This window comes from Methylocella sp., assembly GCF_044226135.1.
Classification (GTDB): domain Bacteria; phylum Pseudomonadota; class Alphaproteobacteria; order Rhizobiales; family Beijerinckiaceae; genus Methylocapsa.
In genome coordinates, this window is record NZ_JBGAHM010000008.1 from 20,226 (window position 1) to 40,936 (window position 20,711).

A 20,711-nucleotide genomic window follows, 5' to 3' on the forward strand; every position below is an offset into this window, starting at 1 on the left:
CCGCGAACCTCGTCTTCGACCTCGCACGCGAGCGCCGCGTCGTCGAGCGCGCCGCGCCGGCGGGCCTCGGCGTCGGACATCAGCCAGACCAGGCTCGAGCGGTCGGGCGCGCCCTCGCGCGAGGGCAGCGGCACCAGCGTGCAGGGGCCGGCGCGGGTGTGGAATTCGGTCGAGACGGATCGGTGCGGCTTCTCATGGGCGAGAAGAACGGTCAGCGCCGTCTGCGGATAGCGCCAGCGCCGCGCCTCGAGCCCCGCGCGGCGGCGCACGAGCGACTCCCGCCCGTCGGCCGCGACGACGAGGGCGGCGCGCAGCCGCGTCCCGTCCTCGAGCGTCGCGCGCACGCAGGCGGGATCGACGATGTCGGACACGAGGCTTTCGCGGAGGTCGAGCGCCGCGCGCGCCGCGGCTTCGAGCGCGCCAACGAGCAGGTGATTCTCGACATTGGCGCCAAAGGCGCCAAGCCCGATCTCGGAGGCCGCGAAGGCGAGCGTCGGCGCCTTGAAGCGCGCGCCCGTGGCGTCGGCCATGGCGATCTTGGCGATTGGCGCGGACAGCGGCTTGAGCGTCGGCCACAGGCCGATCGCCCTGTAGAAGCGCAGCGACGATTCGAACAGGGCCACGGTGCGGCCGTTGACGCGCCGGTCGATCGCGCCCGCGCAGACGACCGAGAAGCCGGCCTGCGTCAGCGCGAGCGCGGCCGAGACCCCGGCGGCCCCCGCGCCCGCGACGAGAATGTCGACCTGCCGCTCGTCCGCCATGCGCTTCTCCGACCTCAGGCGTGTTCAGGGCCGCGGCCCCGGAGCGGCGAGCATAGTCCCGCCGGGCGGACCGATTCAATCCGGCCGGAGCGTCCGGCGCGGCGCGCAGGGTCGGCGCAAAAACGCCGGCGCTCGCGCGCAGCAGTCGTCGACGTTTCGCCCGGGAGGCGCGGGCCGCGGCGCTCAGCGCTTGTCGGTCGCCACATAGTCGCGCAGGGCGGCGCCGGTGTAGAGCTGGCGCGGACGGCCGATCTTCTGGCCCGGATCCTCGATCATCTCCTTCCACTGGGCGACCCAGCCCGAGGTGCGGGCGACGGCGAGAGCATTGAACATGGGGTGGGGAAGCCCTTCAGCGTGATGCCCGAATAGAAGTCGATGTTCGGATAGAGCTTCTTCTCGACGAAATATTCGTCCGACAGCGCGATGCGCTCGAGCTCCATGGCGACGGCGAGCAGCGGGTCGTCCTTGACGCCGAGCTCGTTCAGCACCTCATGGCAGGTCTCCTGCATGATCTTCGCGCGCGGGTCGTAGTTCTTGTAGACGCGATGACCGAAGCCCATGAGGCGGAACGGATCGTTCTTGTCCTTCGCCTTGGCGATGTATTTCGGAATGTTGTCGACGTGGCCGATCTCGGTCAGCATCTTGAGCGCGGCCTCGTTGGCGCCGCCATGGGCGGGGCCCCAGAGGCAGGCGACGCCGGCGGCGATGCAGGCGAAGGGGTTCGCGCCCGACGAGCCGGCGAGGCGCACGGTCGAGGTCGAGGCGTTCTGCTCGTGGTCGGCGTGCAGGATGAAGATGCGGTCGAGCGCGCGGGCGAGCGTCGGCTTGACCTTGTATTCCTCGGTCGGCACGGCGAAGCACATGCGCAGGAAGTTCGAGGCGTAGTCGAGGTCGTTCTTCGGATAGACGAAGGGCTGGCCGATCGAATATTTATAGGCCATGGCCGCGATCGTCGGCATCTTGGCGATGAGCCGCATCGAGGCGACCATGCGCTGGCGCGGGTCCGAGATGTCGGTCGAATCATGGTAGAAGGCCGACAGCGCGCCGACGCTCGCGACGAGCACGGCCATCGGATGGGCGTCGCGGCGGAAGCCCTGGAAGAAACGCGCCATCTGCTCATGGATCATGGTGTGGCGCGTGATGCGACGGTCGAAGTCGCGCTTTTCGTCGGCGGTCGGCAGCTCGCCGTAAAGCAGCAGGTAGCAGGTTTCGAGGAAATCGCCCTGCTCGGCGATCTGGGCGATCGGGTAGCCGCGATAGAGCAGCACGCCTTCGTCGCCGTCGATGTAGGTGATCTGGGACTCGCAGCTCGCCGTCGAGGTGAAGCCCGGATCGTAGGTGAACATTCCGGTCTTGGCGTAGAGCTTCCCGATGTCGACCACGGCCGGGCCAATAGTTCCGGTCTTGACCGGCATGTCGACGGTCGCGCCGTCAATGCTGAATGACCCGCTGGATGCGCTCATGAAGGATGCCTTCCGCAAGAAAAAGACCTGACGATCTCCAGATCTTTATGAAGAGGGGAGATGTGCGGCGACAGGTTTTAACAACCTCTGATTTACGCCATGCGCTTCCTATCCCAAGCCAAGCTGACGTTCAAGCGGGCCCGCTCCGCTTAAAGCGTCCTTAACTATTCCATGAGCGCGACGGCCATTCGCCGCTGCCAACGCGCCCGGAGCCGAAAATACGCGATCACGCGGCGCGCATGACTTTAACCCTTCGGGCGTAAGCGCAGGCGCCTCGCCGCGAACCGGCGGGAGCGCGCGCCGCGAAGCGATGGCAGACCCGCCGCCCTCTCGCAGCAAGCGCTCCACCCGACCCCGCGCCTCAGGCCGCCGCCTGGTCCTCGAGCCGGCCGACGCTCTCCTCGCGGCCGAGCACGGCGAGCACGTCGAAGATGCCCGGGTCGCGCGCCCGGTCAAAGCCGCGCGCAGCGGCTGGGCGATCTCGCCGAGCTTCACCCTGGCCGATTTCGCGTAGTCGCGCACGACCGATTCCGTCGAGGCCGCGGACCAGTCGTCGAGCGCCTTGAAGAGAGGCAGCACGCCCATGATGTGGGCGCGGCCGCCGCCCGCCAATATGTCCTGCGCCTTGACGTCGAGCGGCAGCGGCCGGCGCGCGAAAAGATAGTTCGCGCCGTCGAGCAGCTCGATCAGCGTCCTGGCGCGCTCCATGAGGCCGGCATGGCGGCGAGCAGCGCGCGCAGGCCGGCGTCGAGCGCGGCGACGCGCGCGTCGCCCTCCGGCAGGAAGGGCAGCGTCGCCTCGAGCGCGGCCAAAAGCTCCGCGTCGGGCGTCGCGCGCATGTAATGGGCGTTCATGTTCTCGAGCTTGGCGAAGTCGAAGCGCGCCGCCGAGCACCCGACATGCTCGAGGTCGAAGGCCTCGATCATCTCCTGCGTCGTGAAGAATTCGCGGTCGCCCTGGCTCCAGCCGAGCCTGACGAGGTAATTGCGCAGCGCCTCGGGCAAGAAGCCCATGGCCCGATAGGCGTCGACGCCGAGCGCGCCATGGCGTTTCGAGAGCTTCGCCCCGTCCGGCCCGTGGATCAGCGGAATATGCGCCATGTCGGGCGCGCTCCAGCCGAGCGCGTCATAGATCTGCATCTGCCGCGCGGCGTTGGTCAGATGGTCGTCGCCGCGGATGATCTGGGTCACGCCCATGTCGCGGTCGTCGACGACCACGGCGAGCATGTAGGTCGGCGCGCCGTCGGAGCGCAGCAGCACGAAATCGTCGAGGTCCCGGTTGGCCCAGGCGACGCGGCCCTGCACCTTGTCCTCGATCACGGTCTCGCCGTCCTGCGGCGCCTTCAGGCGGATCGCCGGCCTGACGCCGGCCGGCGCCTCCGCCGGCGAGCGGTCGCGCCAGCGCCCGTCGTAGCGCGGCGGGCGCCCCTGCGTGCGCGCCGTCTCGCGCATCTCGGCGAGCTCCGCGGGCGTGGCGTAGCAATGATAGGCGCGCCCCGCCGCGATCAGGCTCTCGGCGACCTCGCGATGGCGCGCGGCGCGGCTGAACTGATGCACGACGTCCCCGTCCCAGTCGAGGCCGAGCCACGCGAGCCCCTCGAGGATGGCGTCGATCGCCGCCTGCGTCGAGCGCTCGCGGTCGGTGTCTTCGATGCGCAGCAGCATCCGCCCGCCGTGACGGCGCGCGTAAAGCCAGTTGAACAGCGCCGTGCGCGCGCCGCCGATGTGGAGAAAGCCGGTCGGGGACGGCGCGAAACGGGTGACGGGGGTCGCGGACATGGCGGCGCTTGCTACTCCTGGTGGACGATCGGGCCGCGGCGCTCTCGCCGCGCGCGGAAAACGGCCCCAACCGCCTCATTTCTCAACCAAATTCTCACTCCCGGCGAAGCTTGGCCCTATCGCCCGGAAGCGGCTCGTGTAACATAGTTCGCCGCAAAGAGCAGGACGTTCGCGCGAGGCGCGGATTTATCCCGACGCGCCTTGCCGGAGACCGGCCTTGACGACGCCTTCAGACGCCTCGCTCGCCGACGCTTCACTCGCCGACGCCGCGCTCGCCGGTCATGGCGCGTCGCCCCGGGCCGGCCTCGCCGCGCTTCGCCAGGCGTCGGCGCGCGGCGCAGGGGCGCTCGCGCGCCTCTATGCGCAGGCGTTCGAGCAGGAATGCGCGCAGCGCCGCCTGTTTTTGTGGCTGCCCGTCTGCGTCGGAGCCGGCGCGGTCCTGCATCTTGGCGCCGACCGCGAGCCCTCGCTCCCCCTCCTCCTGCTGCTCGCCTGCGCCGCGGTCCTCTGCGCGCGGCTTGCGCGGGAGCGACGCTTCGCCTTCATCCTGTTCTGCGCCGCGGCGGCCGTTTTCGCGGGCGGGGCGGCCTCGGCCTGGCGCACGGCCCGCGTCGCCGCGCCGGTCCTCACCCGCACCACGGTCGCCGAGGTCGAGGGCTTCGTCGAGCAGATGGACTTCCGCCGCTCCGGCGCGCGCTTCGTGCTGCGCGTCTCCTCGGTCAGGGGCCTCGCCCCCGGGGCGACGCCCTATCGCCTGCGCCTCACCCTGCGCCGCGCCCCGCCGTTCGAGGCCGGAACCTATGTGAAGCTCAAGGCGCGCCTGCTGCCGCCCTCGCGCGCGAGCCTGCCCGGCGGCTATGATTTCGCGCGCGACGCCTTTTTCGCGCGCATCGGCGGCGTCGGCAACGCGCTCGGGCGCGTCGAGGCCGTTGCGCCGCCGCGGCCGATGGGGCTCGGCCTCGCCCTTTCGGCCGCGCTCGACCGCGGCCGCAACGCGCTCTCGCGCCGTATTGACGCCGTGCTCGGCGGCGACGCCGGGGCGATCGCCGCGGCCATGGTCACCGGCAAGCGCGACCTTCTTTCGGAGGAGGCGCGCGAAACCATCAGGGAGGCCGGCGTGTTTCACATCATCACCATCGCCGGCGTGCAGATGACGCTGGTCGCGGGCATCTTCTTCGTCGGCTTCCGCCGCCTGCTGGCGCTCTCGCCGACGCTCGCGCTGCGCTATCCGATCAAGAAATGGGCGGCGCTCGCGGCCATGGGCTGCGCGATCTTCTACGATCTTGCGACCGGCTCGCGCGTCGGCACCGAACGCGCCCTCGTCATGACGCTGATCATGCTCGGGGCCGCGCTGTTCGACGCCCAGGCCTTCACCATGCGCAACCTCGCCTTCGCGGCGCTGTTCGTGGCGCTGTTCGAGCCGGACGCCCTTCTCGGCGCGAGCTTCCAGCTGTCCTTTGCGGCGGTCGCCGGGCTCGTCGCCGTCTATGAGGGGCGCATGGCCGCGAGAGCCGCCGCGTTTGAAGAGGCCCGCGCGCTCCGCGTCAGGCCGCCGAGCGGCGGAAACGTCGCCGCCGCGGCGCTGCGTCTCCTGCGCGAAAAGACCAGCCATGGCGTCGGCGGGGCGCTGTTCGCGACCTTCTGCGCGACCGCCGCCACGACCTCCTTCATGACCTATCATTTCCATGAATTCAGCCCCTATGTGCTGATCGGCAACCCGCTGACGCTGACCGCAATCGAATTTTTCGCCGTGCCCGGCGCCCTGCTCGGGACCGCGCTCTATCCGCTCGGGCTCGACGGCCCGGTCTGGCGCTTCGTCGGCTTCGGCGTCGATCTCGTCATGGGGGCGGCGCGGATCATCGGCGCCCTGCCCGGCGCCTCGCTGCATCTGCCGGCCTTCGCGCCCTGGTCCCTGCCCTTCCTCGCGCTCGCCGTGCTCTGCGCGACGCTGTGGCGCACATGGGCGTTCCGGCTTCTGAGCCTGCCCCTGCTGGCGCTCGGCGTCGCCGGCGCGCTGTCGGGGCCGCGCCACGACCTCATCGTCGCCGCCGACGGCTCCGCGCTCGCCTATCGCGGCGCCGACGGAAAGCTGTCCGTGCTGGCCGCGCGGCCGAGCCTGTTCGCGGTCGAGCAATGGCTGCGCGCCGACGCCGACGCCCGCCCGCCCGCCGCGGCCGTGCGCAAGGAGGCCTGCGACAGGACCGCCTGCGTCGGGCGCCTCGCCGACGCCCGCGCCGTCTCGCTCGTCGTCGACCGCGCCGCCTTCGCCGAGGATTGCCAGCGCGCCGACGTGATCGTGACGCCGCTGTTCGCGCCGACGGGCTGCGCCGCGCCGCTCGTGATCGACCGCGACGGGCTGCGCCAAACGGGCGCGCTCGCCTTCCGCCTGACGCCGCAGGGGCTCGTTCCGACGCCGGCGCGCGCGCCGGGCGAGGACCGGCCCTGGTCGCCCGCCCCGCCGCGGCGCTGGGGCGTGGCCGAACGCGCGCCCGCGCCCCGCTTCATGGAGGAGGGCGCCGAGCCGACCGGTTTCTGGCGCGACGAGGGCGCGGCCTCGCTCCAGCTCTCCGACTCCGACGACGGCGCGCCGCCGCAGTGACGGCGGCGCATTGCGGCGGCGAGGCGGCGGCTTCGCGGCGGCGGATACAAATTTTTAAGGTTAAAATGGAACAAATCGCACAGGCTCAGCGTCGACTGGAGCATAGAGTCGTCCTGTTGAGTTCGAGCCTTGGGGGGTGTTCCGAACATGTCGATCCGTCTGTCGATCCGCTTGGGATTTTTCGCCGCTTCCGCGTCTGTCGCCCTTTTCGCCGCCGGCGGCGCGCAGGCGTTCGACGATCTTTCGGCCATGGGGCGCGAGCCCGCGCAGGGCGCGCAGCAGGCGAGCCTGTCGACGGAGCTTTCCCGCGCCGTCCAGTCGACCCGCGTGCTGGTGCCCGATCCGACCGAAGAAAAGCCCGGCGTGATCACGGTCGACACGAAAAACCGCTATCTCTACCTGTCGCTCGAAGGCGGCAAGGCGATGCGCTACGACGTCGGCGTCGGCCGCGACGGGTTTGAATGGCAGGGCCGCGCCTATGTCGGCCGCCGCGCGCAATGGCCCGGCTGGACGCCGCCGGCCGCCATGCTGAAGCGCCGCCCCGACCTGCCGAAATACATGGCCGGCGGGATCGACAATCCGCTCGGCGCGCGCGCCATGTATCTCTACAACGGCGCGGGCGACACCATGTTCCGCATCCATGGCACGAACGAGCCCGACACCATCGGCCAGGCGGTGTCGTCGGGCTGCATCCGCCTGCTCAATGACGACGTGGTCGACCTTTATGACCGCGTGAAGGTCGGCGCGCCGGTCAACGTTCTCTAAAGCGTCTTCAGTAAGAGTTGCAGACTTTTACGTTAAGAAAATGCGGAAAAACAAGATGTTGGAGCGCGTTCGCGAGTTGATGAACGCCGAACGCGCTCCGGTCAAACGGCCCGCTCTCCCCGACGCGGCCCCGGGGCGCGCTTTTTTGGCGCGCCCCTTTTTCTTTGGGGCGCGTGTTTCTTTGGGGCGCGCCGCGCTCAGGCGGCGGCGGGGGCGCCCGAAGGATCGAAGACCAGCCGGCCGAGCGGGCCGATCCCGCCCTCCGTCGCGCCGCGCGAAAACCCCCTGATCTCGTAATCGCGGCCCGTCCCCTCGATTTCAAAGACGTGATAGGCGGCGCACTGGCGCGCGGCGGTGCGCGCCGACGAGGCGGACGGCGCGCCGACGACCGGAATGCGCCCGCGCGGCCCTTCGAGATAGCGCACGCTGGCCTTGTGGTTGTGGCCGTGCAGGATCAGCTCCGCGCCCTGCCGGCGCAGCATGTCCGAGAAGTCGCGCGCGTCGATCAGCCCGCGGGCGAGGCTCGCCGGATCGATCTGCGGCGGATGATGCAGCAGCACGACGCGCACCAGATGTTCGCGCCCGCAGCGCGCCAGAATCGCCTCGGCTTCGGCGATCTGTCGTCGGCCGAGCCGGCCCGAGGCGATGAACATCGGCGTCGGCACGGCCGACGACAGGCCGACGACCGCGACCTTCCCGCGCACGCGCAGATAGGGGTAGCGGCGCTCGCGGTCGGGGTCGGTTCCGCCCGTGGTCCAGGGCGCGAAGGCGCGGGCGAGGTCGGGCAGCGAGCCGCGCACATAGGCGTCATGATTGCCGGGCACGAAGCTGACGTCTTCCGGCGCGCCCAGCCCTTCGAGCCAGCGGCGGGCGGCCTGAAACTCGGCCGGCAGGCCGAGATTGGTGATGTCCCCGGTCATCGCCACATGGTCGGGCGACTGCGCCCGCATGTCGGCGACGATATGGGCGAGCACGCCCATGTCATGCACGAGGTGGCGGCCGCGCCGCCAGTTGAAATAGCCGGTGGCGCGCTTGCCGAGAAGCTCGCGGCGGCGCAAGCTCGGCAGGGGTCCGATGTGGGGGTCGGTCAGATGGGCGAGGCGAAAAGACACGCGCGCCACTATCGGCGCCGGCCGCGCCCCGTCAAGACGCGCCGATGATCACGCCCGTCGCGAGCACGATGGCGCCGCCGAGCACGATCTGCAGCGCGGCCTTCAGGAAAGGCGTGTCCATGTAGCGGGACCGCACATAGGCGATGATCCACAATTCGACGAACACGATCGCGGAGGCGATGGCGGTCGCCGTCATGAAGGCGTTGGGCGTCGAATCCGGCACGAGATAGGGCAGCGAATGGCCAAGCCCGCCCGCCGCCGTCAGCACGCCGCAGACGGCGCCGCGCGCGACCGGCGAGCCGCGCCCGCTGATGCGCCCGTCGTCGGACAGCGCCTCGGCGAAGCCCATGCTGACGCCGGCGCCGAGCGAGGCGGCGAGGCCGACGAGAAAGGTCTGCCCGTTGTCGCGCGTGGCGAAGGCCGCGGCGAACAGCGGGGCGAGCGTCGAGACCGAGCCGTCCATCAGCCCGGCGAGGCCGGGCTGGACATATTGCAGGATGAAACGCCGCTTCTCGGCCTCGATCTCCGCCGTCCCCGCCGGCGAGACGGAAACCGCGCGTTCGAGCTCGGCGGCGAGCGCCTCATGGCCCTTTTCGTCCCTGGCGAGCATCATGAGCAGGGCGCGGGCCTGCGGATCCTTGACCTTCGCCGCCGCCGCCTCGTAGAAGCGCGCGGTCTCCGCCTCGCGCGCCTCGGCCTCGTGGCGGATCGCATGCAGCGACAGGTTGCGCGTCAGCCAGATGGGCGGGCGCCGCACGAAGGAGACGACGTCCGCCTTGCGCAGCGGCAGGACCGTCTGGCCGAAACGCGCGCGATAGAGGTCGAGGAGCTTTTCCTTATGGCTCCGCTCGGTTCCGGCGACGGTCTCGAACATCGCCGCCGTGTCGGGATAACGGTCGCGCAGATCCTCGGCGAACAGCCTGTAGACGCAATTGTCCTCGTCCTCGGAGGCGATCGCGAGCGACAGGATTTCGCGTTCGGAGAGATCTGTGAATTTTTTCATCGGAGCCTCTATTATAGAACAGTTCTAAAATGAATTTTATGGCATTGCAAAAGCCGCGTCGCTCTTCTTTCCTGCCCGCCGTCGCAGTCCAAGCCGTCGAGCCATGCCAGACCTTTCGCTCGCCCTGACGCCGCAGGGCCCCGCCGACGCCGCCGCCATCGAGCGGCTCGACGAGCGCGCCTTCGGCCCCGGCCGCTACGCCCGCTCAGCCTATCGGCTGCGCGAGGGGCTTGAGCCCGACTATGCGCTGTCTTTCGTGGCGCGGGTCGGCACGCTGCTCGTCGGCGCGAACCGCATGACGCGGATCCGCTGCGGCGAGGCGCCGGCGCTGCTGCTTGGGCCGCTCACCGTCGATCCGGCGTTCCGCTCGGGCGGCATCGGCGAGGCTCTGGTCCTGAAGTCGCTTGAGGCGGCGCGCGAGGGCGGGCACGCGCTCGTGCTGCTGGTCGGCGACCTGCCCTATTACGAGCGCATGGGCTTTCGCCGCGCCCCGCCCGGCAGGCTGCGCTTCATCGGCCCCGTGGATCCGGCGCGGCTCCTTTATCGCGAACTCGTCCCCGGCGCGCTCGCGGCCGCCGGGGCGCGCGTGCGCCGCCTGCGCGCGCGATAGGCGCTTTTCGCCGTCGCGCGCCTCGCATGGGGCGTCCGGGGCGCGGCGGCCGGGCGGATTGAGGTCCCCGTCGCGCGGCAGGGCGTTTCGCCGCGCTCTTCGGCGGACGGACGGAAATCCGGGCTTTCGCGCGGCGCGGCCCCGAACTCCCGCGCTTTCGCGACACGCGGACGAGGCCGGAGCCTGCGCCGGTTCCGCCCCAAAATCCTTACGCGGCGCGGCGGCCGGGTTCGGACGGGCGGCGCGGGCCGCGACGCCGCTTGTAACGCTTTTGTCGCCATGCTAAGTGCGCCGCAGCCACACGCGAGGGCGGCCCGAAAGCCGCGCTCGCATCCGCCCCCGCGCTACGCGGAGGCAAAGACGGAGAGGTGGCAGAGTGGTTGAATGCACCGCACTCGAAATGCGGCATGGGCGCAAGTTCATCGGGGGTTCAAATCCCTCCCTCTCCGCCATCAGCTTTATCTAATCATCTGAATTAATTTATAGATTCCGTCTGGCGTCTCCATCGGGCCGACGTCCGAATCGCGCCCGCGTGCGAAAGGCGCGCGGGTCGAGATCTTCCATGCGCCCGCTGCAGCCGGCGGCCTTCCCGCACGGGCGCTGATCGGCCGTTCCGCGACGAAGGCGCGTCGTTGCGCCTCAACCGTCTGCGCCGCCGTCTGCCTCCGGCTTTGATCGACGCGTCCTGCGCCGGGCGTTCTTTCGCTCGAGGCGCGGGAGACGCGGCGGCGGCGGCGAAGCCCGTTTCGCGCGGCGCGCGACCGTTAGTCCAGCGCCGTCCGTGGCGCCGTAGCGACATCTGCGTGAATTCGGCGTCGCGGGGTTCTGGGTGGCGGCGCAGGCCGTTCCGGCAGGTCAGCCGTCATGTTACGAAGGGCGCTCGGAAGGCGCGCATGATCGGGTTCAGGAGACGATTTAAAACGTTCGGGATGGTCGCGACATGCGCGGCCATTTACGCGCTCGTCCTCCAGATCGTGCTGACGAGCGCGCTGGCCGCCAGCCTGCCGGTCGGTTTGGCCGACGGCGGCCTGTGGCGTATCTGCGTCGGCGCCCCGGCTGTCGACGGCGCCGCCGACAGCGCCCCGCTTCCGAAATATCACTGCCCGCTCTGCTTCTGCCGCATCGACGCGGCGTCGTTTGCGCCGCCGCCGGCGAGCCTCCTGATCGACCGCTTCGCCATCGAACTGCGGTTCGAGATCGCCCTGGAGAGCGGCCGCCGCGCCGGCGGGCCGCCCGAGTCCTGCCAGCCGCGCGGCCCGCCGATCGCCGCCTGACGCCGCCTCGCGCGGCGACCCTTCCAAATCCCGTCCATTCTCGTGAACCGCCGCAATCGGCCGCGCGCCCGCGCAGGCCATGCCGCGATGGATTTCGCCATGACGACCCCATCCATTCTCCGACTCGACAAAGCGCTGCGCGCGACAAGCGCGATCATCGGCTCGCTCGCTCCGCTCATCTGCTTCGGCGCGCTCGGCGCGACGTCGGCCTTTGGCCAGGACGCTCCAGACCTTCCGCCCGTCGTCGTCGAACCGATGGCCAACCCCGATGGGCCGCCGATCGTGCAAACCACGGCCGGTCCCGTGCAAGGCTACCGCGCCCTCACCGCGACGGGCGCGACACGCACCGAAACGCCGATCCAGCAGATTCCCCTGTCGATTGAGGTCATCCCCCGTTCGGTGATCGACGACCAGGACAATCTCTCGGTCGCCGAGACGCTGCGCAACGTCAGCGCGACGCAGGGCACAAACCCGCTGCAAACGCCGGCCTTCACCTCGGTCTACATCCGTGGCTTTCCGGCCCAGCAATGGGTCGACGGCTTCACCAATCTATATGGCGGCGGCGACCGCGACTCGCTGATCAATGTGGAGCGGATCGAGGTTCTGAAAGGGCCGAACGCCATTCTTTATGGCGGCGGCGCCGGCGCCCCGCTCGGCGGCGTGGTCAATCTCGTCTCCAAGCTGCCGATCGACAAAGCCTTCGCCGAGCTCGGCTTCACCTTCGGCAGCTATAATTTCGTCCAGCCCTATTTCGACGTGAACACGCCGGTCACGAAGGACGGAACCGTCCTGTTCCGCATGACCGGCGAATACACCTCGTCGAACTCCTTCGTCGACGTGCTCGATCTGCATCGCTATTCGTTCAATCCGACCCTGACCTTCACCAATAAGTCGGATACGACGCTGACCATACGGGCGAGCTTCACGAACTGGGAGCAACAGGAATATCAGGGCTTGCCCGCGACCGGCACGGTGACCGGCTCGTTCCGCCTTAATCCCAACATGTATATCGGGCCGCCGAACATGCCGCCGTCCTGGTCGCGCACGCAGAGCGTGACCGCGATCTTCGACCACAGCTTCGACGAGACCTGGTCAACCAACATTCAGGCGCGTTTCGCTCATACCCAGTTCAAGGAAATGGCGCAGAGCTTTTCGGCCGGCTTCGATTTCGCCGGCAATGCTCCGGCGGCGGCGCCCTCGTACTGGAATCTGCTCAATATCGCCATGCATCAGGAGGAGACGGAAGGCGAGATCGTCGCCAACGCAAAGGCGAAATTCAAGGCGGGCCCAACGGACAACACGATCCTGTTCGGCGCCGACTTCAGCTATCTCTATGACAATAGCGACATGTGGGGGAATCTCAACGACATCTTCACGCTCGGCTATGTCAATCTGCAGAGCCCGGTCTATCCGCCGTTCACCGATCCAGTTGCGGGACCGCAGAACGCCAACGTCATGATCGACGGCCACAACACCTACACGACGGCCGGCGTCTATGCGCAGATCCAGTCGACGCTGTTCGAGCGAGCGCATTTCCTCGGATCGCTAAGGCTCGCCACGCTCCAGATCGACAATTCATATCCGCTTTCCATGACTGAACAGACGCAGGACGCGACGCGGCTCCTCCCGCAGGTCGGCCTCCTCGTCGATCTCTTCGGCGGCGTCTCGGCCTATGCGAGCTATTCGCAAGGCATGAAAGCCAATCCCTGGTTCATCTACACCGGCGCCGCGCAGCCGGAATTTTCCCGGCAGGCGGAGGTCGGGCTGAAATTCGATCTCGGCCATGGCTTCACCGGATCGACCGCCCTGTTCGAGATCAACCATACGGGCGTTCCGATTTCGGTTGGTCCGGTCATTGGCGGCTTCGGCCAGCAGCGCTCGCGCGGCGTCGAGGCCGATCTTCTGTGGCAGCCCAATCGCAATCTGCAGGTGCTTGGCAGCTTCGCCTTCATCGACGCGACGCAGGTCAACGACGTGCCCGGCGTCGCCGCGGCCGGAAACCGGCTCAACATCGTGGCGCCGACGTCGGGCCGGATCTGGGCGAACTACACCTTCGATCCGGGCGTGCTCGACGGGTGGAGCACGGGCGTCGGCATGTATGCGGCCTCGAGCGCCTATGTCGATCCGGCCAATGTCTACAAGACGCCAGGCTATGTGACCTTCGACGCCAAGCTCGCCTATGAGACGGCGCATTTCAAGGCCTCGGTCACCGTCAAGAACCTCGCTGGCGAGCGCTTTTTCGTTCCCTATAACTACTGGGGCGGCCGCGTCGCCGTGGGCGAAGGACGCGGCGTCTTCGGCAAGCTCTCGTGGACTTTTAACTGAGGAGGGGCGAATGGCTTTGACGCGTCGCGATCTTGCTCTCGCCGGGCTCATCTCGCCCTTGATCGCGGCGGCGTCAAACGCCCGCGCCAATGGGGCTTCGGACAGCGCGCCCGACTTGCCGGTTCATGACATGTCGGGGATGCCGCCCGGGTGGATGGGAAGCGAGAAGATCGCCATCCTGATCTATCCGGAATTCACGGCGCTTGACGCGCTCGGGCCGCATTACATGTTCACCAATCTCATGGGCGCGACGACCATGATCGTGGCCAAGACCCACGATCCCGTGACGAGCGACGCCGGACTTGTCCTGACCCCTTCGGCGTCGTTCGACGAATGCCCCGAGGATCTCGACATTCTATGCGTTCCCGGCGGATCGCGCGGCACGCTCGCCGCCATGCGCGACGACGTGACGCTGCGCTTCCTCAAGTCGCGCGGAGGGCGCGCCAGATATGTGACGTCCGTCTGCACCGGATCCTTGCTGCTTGGCGCGGCGGGCTTGCTTGACGGCTACCGGGCGACCTCGCACTGGACGGCGCGCGCGCTGCTGCCCGAGTTCGGCGCCATTCCCGTCGACGCGCGCGTCGTGCGCGACCGCAATCGCTTCACCGGCGCGGGCGTCACCGCGGGACTCGATCTGGGGCTCACGCTCGTCGGCGCGCTGCGCGACCGCGCCTACGCCGAAGCCGTGCAGCTCATGGCGGAATACGCGCCGCAGCCGCCGTTCGACGCCGGAACGCCGCAGACGGCGCCGCCCGAGGCGACAGCCCTTCTCGAAGGCATGATGACCGACTTTCTGACGGAGGCGACGAAGGTCGGACGCGACGCCTTCATCCGGGCGCGCGCATTGTGAGCGGGCGCGCCCACAGCTCTGTCAGGCAGATCGCGCAGCCCTGGCTGCTCGAACAGGCCGGCGAAGGCTCCCGCCACGTCGGCTTCGATCCCGCGGCGCCGGCGCGCCTCAAGGCGCAGGAGCCGGGTTGTCAGACGCGTATCTCGAAGAGGCTCCGGAAGGCCGGGCTTGTCCCCGGTCACGGATCGAGACGCAGCGTCTCACCCGCCCCTTTAAGCGCAAGACATTGAGCGAGATCCGCGCGCCTTCCTCCACCACCGGCCCTGGCGGGCGTGTTTTCACGATTCAGGGCGCTCAATGAGGGGGGAAACGGCGCGTCAGAGCGATGCGCGCGGTTCGGGCCGCAGGGCGATTGCCGTGTTCATCGCCGTCACGGCGAAGTTCCAAACCCACGCCGCGTCGCAGGCGATGACCTCATCGTCATAGAAGGAAGCATCGAGGAGCGTGCGGGTGAAAAAATACCCTGCATCCACCCGATCATATGCTGCGCTTCAGACGGGCGAAGCGTTCGGCTTGCGACGTCAGTCGCCATGTGTCCGTAGCCTGCGCGACGCAACGCCAGAGGCGCAAAATAGTCGACCGCCGCCTGGGCAAAAAAATCGGCGCGGCGGCGCTCTTGCCTGTCGCCGTCCCTCTTCGCCCGTTCGCCGTCGCCGTCCTGCGACCACGAGAAGGGAGTGTCGTTCGGCATGTCCGTTCGTGCAAGTTCGGCTTCGAGCGCTTGGCTCAACGGGAGCGGCATGGCGTCGTCGCAGAAGAACAGGCCCTGGGCGAAGCTGGCGACGACGTGGCTATGGGCGAATGGCTTGAGGACGACCGGACCCTCACGCAGGGCCCCAGGGGCGACAGGGGCGCCGATTGCGCACAATCCGGCGCCAACGCCGGAGATCAAGAACTCGCGGCGGCCAGAGACCGGGCGCATTATCTTATCTCACTGAAATTATATTAGAAATTACCATCTTATCGGCTCCGGCGCACGCGCGCAGGCTCCAAGATCACGCCTTCCTGAGCGGCGGGACGCTCCCCGCCGGCGGGCGTTCCTGTCGATCCGCCGGCGCGCGACGCCGCCCCGGGCGGCTCAGGGCTTGAGGAGCGGGCGGTTAGCGCGGCGTCGCGGGCCCTATGGCGCGGGCTTCAGAAAGGGATAGGTCACGCCCGGAACGATGCTCCAGACAGCCGGATCGAAGCCTTGGGGAAGCGCGGCCTTGAGCTGCTGCGTGGTGAGTCCCGCAGCCGAGAACTGGCCCGTGTTGGCCCAGAAGCCGGCGGCCTGCGTCGTGGCCTCGACGTCCCAGTAGGCGGTCGAGACCGAACCCGTATTCGAGCCGACGAGGCCGCCGGCGGCGCCGTCGGCGAAATACGCTATCGTCGAAGAGACGACCCCGGCCGCATAGACGGCCTCGACCACGCCGCTGTTGCGCCCGATGAGGCCGCCGGCGACGGGGCGCGCCGAGGTCGCCGGGTTGCCTCCGACCGCGGTGTCCACATAGGCGGTCGCCTGGGCGCGCGCGTAAGAATTCAGGATGGAGCCCGAATTATAGCCGACGAGGCCGCCGGCGTCGGCCTGCGCGAGATGCGCCCCGGGCACGACGGGCCAGAAGAAATCATTGAGGTTGACGGCGGTGGCCGACGCCGGCCCGAGCGCATAGGCGCGTTCGATCGCGCCATAATTTTCACCCACGAGCCCGCCGCCCGAGGCGTGTGGCGACGTGAGGTCGAGGCCTGTCGTCTTGACCGCCATGGCGGCCGCGCCGCCCGTGGCGTAGGACTGGCTGATCAGGCCCGAAGCGGCGTTGATCCCGACGAGCCCGCCCGACGCCACGAACGGGGCCTGGCAGCAGGAGCGCGAGGCTTTAGCCCATGTCGCGCCGTCGGCGTGAGAGCGGAGGATGGAGCCGGCGTTGAAACCGGCGAGGCCGCCCGCGGCGACGCTGACGTTCGCCGCGGCGGCGGGGTCGGCGACGACATAGAAGAAGACGCCCCCGGTCGCGGACGAGTCGCGCACGACGCCGTCGTTGCGGCCGACGAGGCCGCCGGCCATGAACGGCGTCGCGCCGGCGTCATAGCCGATGGCTTCGGGCGTGACATCGACGGCGCCCGACGCGTCCGAGCCCTCGATCAGCCCCGTGTTGGTCCCGGCGAGGCCGCCGAACCGCCACGGCCCGACGGCGCCGTTGAGGTCGCGGCCGTAGCTCACCGTCGCCGCGGCGTGAGACTGGCGGATCGCGCCGTCGTTGCGGCCGACGAGGCCGCCGAGATCGACCTCGCCCACCGGCGTCGAGCTGGCGCTGGGGCTCGAAACCGCGCCGGAGAGCGACGCCGCGTTGACGATCGAGCCGGAGTTCCACCCGACGAGGGCGCCGGTGTGGAATTGACCCATGACCGAAGCCGACGCCGAAGCGTTCTCGACGAGGCCGGCGTTCGTGCCGACGAGCGCGCCGACGCGGTCATAGCCGGTGACCGAGGCGACGGCGAGTTCGATGTTTTTCACCACGCCGCCCACGCCGACATAGCCGAACAGGCCGACGTTTGACGTAAACGGCCGGTAGATCCCGAGATTCGAGATCTTGTGGCCGCCGCCGTCGAACGTTCCCGTGAACTGCGGCGCCCAGGTTCCGATCGGCACGAAGCCGTAGCCGAACCAGGGCGCGCCCGCCGCCGTTCGCCACATGTCCGAGCGGTCGGTCTGCGCCGCGCCGAAGTCGAGATCGGCCTTGAGCGCATAGGCGGCCGCGGGCGCGAGCGCCGCCAGCTGGAGCTGATGCAGGTTGACGATGTCGGTCGCATATTCGGACAGGAGCATCGGCCGGGTTCCGCCGGCCTGACCGCCGGCGTTGTTGAGCGTGCCGCCATTGTCGACGATGACCCAGCCCGAGGCCCCGGGCGTGGTCCCGAAGGTCCAGCCGGCGAAGCTGGCGGTCTTGAAGAATGCGTCGGTCGAAAGGCCATTCGCGTCGAAGGTCCCGGCGTTGACGGCGACGCCGCCGATCTGGCCGGTGGTCGTCTTGTCCCAATAGGACTGCGTGACCGCGCCCATGTTGCGGCCGGTGAAGCCGGCGGTCGCGGCGACGCCCCGGCCGACCGCGCCCGTCGCATAGGCCTGCGAGATAAAGCCGAAATAAGCGTCGCCGTTCGTGTCGACGAGGCCGTTCGACCCCGCAAAGCCGCCGACGGCGTCGCCCCCCGCGCCGGGCGCGACCGTGACCGCGCCGGTCGCATAGCTCTGGCTGACGACGCTGAGCCCCACAGGCGCGCCGGCGGCCGACCCGAAGTTCGCGCCGACGAAGCCGCCGACCTGTCGCGAGCCGGGCCCGGCGGAGACCGCGCCCGAGGCGTAGCTTTGCGTGACGACGCTGTGCTGCGTCGTTCCGTTGGAGCCGCCGATGTTCGCGCCCACGAAGCCGCCGACCTGCCGCGCGCCTTCGCCCGCAGTCACGGAGCCCGTGGCGTAGGACTGGCTGATCGTCTCGTCATAGTTCAGGCCGGCGAAGCCGCCGACCCGGTTCGCCCCGGCTCCGGCGCTGACGGGCCCCGAAGCGTGGCTTTGCGAGATCCGCGTATGGAAATTCGACCCGACGAAGCCGCCGACGTCGGTCGTCACATAGGTGGGGAGGCTCGGCGCGCCGGTCACGGCGCCCGTCGCGTAGGACCGCGCGATGGCGCCCCTGAACGTCGCGCCGACGAGGCCGCCGACCTCGGAATAGGCGGTCGCTGCGCCCGTGGCGTAGGAGTCCGTGATCGTCCCCGACTGATTGGTCCCGACGAGGCCGCCCACATAGAACGAGCCCACGTCGGAGCCGGTCGCGGTCCCTGACGCATGGGAGCGCGCGATCAGGCCGTCGTTCTCGCCGACGAGGCCGCCGACGGTCCGCGACCCAAGGGCCGCGCCCGACGCATGGGAGTCGACGATCGAGCCGGCGTTCTGACCGACGAGGCTTCCCGCCCCCCAGATGCCGCCCGTCACGTCCATGCTCGACCAGGACTGCGATATGACGCCGCCATTGTATCCGGCGAGCCCGCCGGCGACCGCGACGTCCTCCGTCGTGGCGGCGGCGCCGTCGACGACGCCGAGATGCGTGACGACCCCCTGGCCGCCGACATAGCCGAACAGCCCCGCATGGAAATAGTTTTCCGTCGTGGCGACGGAAAAGCGCGCCACGCTGTTGCCGAGCCCCTCGAATTTTCCGTTGAACTGCGCGGCGTAGCCCGGCGCGATCAGGGCGCGCCCATGGCTCGCGCCGCCCGCGTCGACGGGCCGCGCCAGGGCGTAGGCTCCAGACAGGTTGGCGTTGACCCCGGCGAGGTCGGCCATGGAGTAGAGCAGCGCATAGGCCTGCCCGTTCACGCTCAGCGCCTGTCCGGCGTTGGGCGCGCCCGTATACTGGACGCTCGCGCCTTCGCCGAAGGAGATCAGCGGCAGGCCCGCAACGGCCGGGTCGAAGGCCGCGATCAGCGACAGCTTGCCGGCCCCCGAGATGGTTATGGGGGCGTCGATCGTGACGGCGTTCGCCGCGTCGAGCGTCAGCCTGTTGGCGCTCGCCCACGAAATCGGCGCGGCGACGGCGATGTCGCCGGCCTGGCTTCCGGCCGCCGGCGTCGCCACGGTCACATTGGCCGTGGCGAGGCCGGACGAGATGGCGGCCGCCTCGGCCGTTCCGATCATGAGGTCGGTCGGGTCGATCAGCCAGTTTCCGGCCGCGCCCTTCGGCGCCGCGGCGTCGATCTTCGCGGTCAGGAAATCGACGCTCGTTCCCGAGGTCTCGATAAAGCCGCCGTCGCCGCCCTGCGCGCCGCCCCGCGCCGACAGCGCGCCCTTAACGCTCGCCACGCCCTTCGAGACGATCGAAACCGCGCCGCCGTTCCCCGCGTCGGTCGCGTCGGCCTTCAGCCTCGCCGCCGCGCCGGCCGTCGCCGATTTTTGCGCGGCGACCGTGATCGCGCCGCCGCCCGAAGCGCCCGAGACGTCGACGGCGCCGAGAATTTCGAGCACGTCGCCGGAGAGCGTCACGAGGCCGCCCCCCTGCGCAAAGCCGCGCGCCGCGGCGCGGCCGGACAGCCTGACGCTTTCGCCCGAGAGCGCGATCGCGCCGCCTCTGGCGCCCGAGGCGTCAAGGCGCCCCGAAACCGCGACGGCGCGGCCCGAAATGGCGATGGCGCCGCCGGCGTGCGTCCGGCCGCCCGACACGCTGAGCCGGCCCGAGACATTGACCGCCCCGCCCGGCCCGCCGCCGATCACGATCGCGCCCGAGCGGCCGGACACGCTGCGCGCCTGCACGACGCCCGACAGGTTCACGGCGTTGCGCGCCGCCTCGCGCGCGGTCGCGGCGGTCATCACGACGCGCCCGCCATTGGCCCTGATCGTCCCCGAATGGCGGATCAACGCCTTGTCGCCGCCAGATTTCGTCGGCATCGCGACCTGAAGGAAGCCGTCGCCAGAAAGATCGAGCGTCGCCATCTCGCCGGAGCCGAAGCCGACGCGGCCGAGCGGGGCCTCGATCACGCCGGCGTTCGAGACCGTCCCGCCGATCAGCGCGGCGTAGCCGCCCCGGCCGATGTTGATCGTTCCGGCGTTCGAGACCTCGGCCGAAGCGCCCGAGCCCCTGAAGGCATATTTGCCCTTCCTGAAATCCTCGTCCGTGATCGCGAGCGTCGAGGCGACGAAGCCCGCGGCGCTGACGACGCCCGTCGCCGTGATGGCGATTCCGTTGGGATTGACCAGGAACACCTGCCCGTTGGCGTCGAGCCGGCCGGCGAGGGTCGAGGGCGCCGACCCCGTCACCCGGTTCAGGATCGCCGCCGTCGCGGACGGCTGCTGGAACGTGACCGAACCGGCCTCGCCGATCGAAAACCCCTGCCAGTTGACGATCGCCGTCGGCGACCCCTGCCGCACGACGAGCGACTGGGCGTTCGGAGTCGACAGGGCGACGGACCCCGAGACCACGTTCGCGCCCGTCGGCAGCGCCTGCGCCAAGGCGGGCGACGCCGCCGCCGTCAGCGCGGTGGAAGCGAGCAGGGCGGAGCCGAGGCCGGCGACATTGCGAGGCATGACGCTCTTTCAATGAATGAATTAAAGCCGGGAAACGCCATTATATCTCATATGTGATTCATCAAAGCACGGCCGCATGACGGTTTCAACGCCGGCGTGGCCCTGGCGCGTGGCGGCGAACGCCG

General features: G+C 69.4%; 10 protein-coding genes, 1 tRNA gene and 3 pseudogenes. 7 read left to right on the forward strand and 7 right to left on the reverse strand.

The window, feature by feature from the left end; all coding sequences use genetic code 11:
- Window positions 1–98 precede the first annotated feature (98 nt).
- From ACILRB_RS05710 to gltX, 3 pseudogenes are all read right to left on the reverse strand, one after another.
- Window positions 99–761 (reverse strand): annotated as a pseudogene (locus ACILRB_RS05710) (FAD-dependent monooxygenase); the annotation flags it as partial.
- 183 nt (window positions 762–944) lie between these two features.
- Window positions 945–2,224 (reverse strand): annotated as a pseudogene (gene gltA / locus ACILRB_RS05715) (citrate synthase).
- A 361-nt stretch (window positions 2,225–2,585) separates the two neighbouring features.
- Window positions 2,586–4,002: pseudogene (gene gltX / locus ACILRB_RS05720) on the reverse strand (glutamate--tRNA ligase).
- Between the two features lie 217 nt (window positions 4,003–4,219).
- Here gltX and ACILRB_RS05725 point away from each other — a divergent pair.
- Window positions 4,220–6,601: a ComEC/Rec2 family competence protein gene (locus tag ACILRB_RS05725; RefSeq protein WP_395665332.1), complete on the forward strand. Its 2,382-nt coding sequence runs from the start codon at window positions 4,220–4,222 to the stop codon at window positions 6,599–6,601.
- Window positions 6,602–6,748: 147 nt separating this feature from the next.
- Window positions 6,749–7,366, forward strand: coding sequence for a L,D-transpeptidase (locus ACILRB_RS05730; protein WP_395665333.1), 618 nt, complete (start codon window positions 6,749–6,751; stop codon window positions 7,364–7,366).
- A 197-nt stretch (window positions 7,367–7,563) separates the two neighbouring features.
- Here ACILRB_RS05730 and ACILRB_RS05735 read toward each other — a convergent pair whose 3' ends face one another.
- Complete coding sequence (locus ACILRB_RS05735; protein ID WP_395665334.1) at window positions 7,564–8,487, reverse strand: metallophosphoesterase family protein; 924 nt, start codon at window positions 8,485–8,487, stop codon at window positions 7,564–7,566.
- A gap of 22 nt (window positions 8,488–8,509) precedes the next feature.
- Window positions 8,510–9,481 carry an iron exporter MbfA gene (gene mbfA / locus ACILRB_RS05740; protein ID WP_395665335.1) on the reverse strand — a complete coding sequence of 324 codons (972 nt, stop codon included), beginning with the start codon at window positions 9,479–9,481 and terminating at the stop codon, window positions 8,510–8,512.
- Between the two features lie 103 nt (window positions 9,482–9,584).
- Between mbfA and ACILRB_RS05745 the strand changes: the two genes are divergently transcribed.
- From ACILRB_RS05745 to ACILRB_RS05765, 5 genes are all read left to right on the forward strand, one after another.
- Entirely contained in the window at window positions 9,585–10,091 is a 507-nt protein-coding gene (locus tag ACILRB_RS05745; RefSeq protein ID WP_395665336.1) for a GNAT family N-acetyltransferase, read from the forward strand.
- 362 nt (window positions 10,092–10,453) lie between these two features.
- Window positions 10,454–10,543 (forward strand) — tRNA-Ser (locus tag ACILRB_RS05750).
- A gap of 477 nt (window positions 10,544–11,020) precedes the next feature.
- On the forward strand, window positions 11,021–11,365 hold the full coding sequence (locus ACILRB_RS05755) for a hypothetical protein (RefSeq protein ID WP_395665337.1): 345 nt from the start codon (window positions 11,021–11,023) through the stop codon (window positions 11,363–11,365).
- A gap of 99 nt (window positions 11,366–11,464) precedes the next feature.
- Window positions 11,465–13,690: a TonB-dependent siderophore receptor gene (locus ACILRB_RS05760; RefSeq protein WP_395665338.1), complete on the forward strand. Its 2,226-nt coding sequence runs from the start codon at window positions 11,465–11,467 to the stop codon at window positions 13,688–13,690.
- 10 nt (window positions 13,691–13,700) lie between these two features.
- A complete protein-coding gene (locus tag ACILRB_RS05765; protein ID WP_395665339.1) occupies window positions 13,701–14,540 on the forward strand; it encodes a DJ-1/PfpI family protein in 840 nt (279 codons plus the stop codon).
- A gap of 370 nt (window positions 14,541–14,910) precedes the next feature.
- Here ACILRB_RS05765 and ACILRB_RS05770 read toward each other — a convergent pair whose 3' ends face one another.
- Window positions 14,911–15,432: a hypothetical protein gene (locus tag ACILRB_RS05770; RefSeq protein ID WP_395665340.1), complete on the reverse strand. Its 522-nt coding sequence runs from the start codon at window positions 15,430–15,432 to the stop codon at window positions 14,911–14,913.
- A 228-nt stretch (window positions 15,433–15,660) separates the two neighbouring features.
- Entirely contained in the window at window positions 15,661–20,586 is a 4,926-nt protein-coding gene (locus ACILRB_RS05775; RefSeq protein WP_395665341.1) for a beta strand repeat-containing protein, read from the reverse strand.
- Window positions 20,587–20,711: the final 125 nt, after the last annotated feature.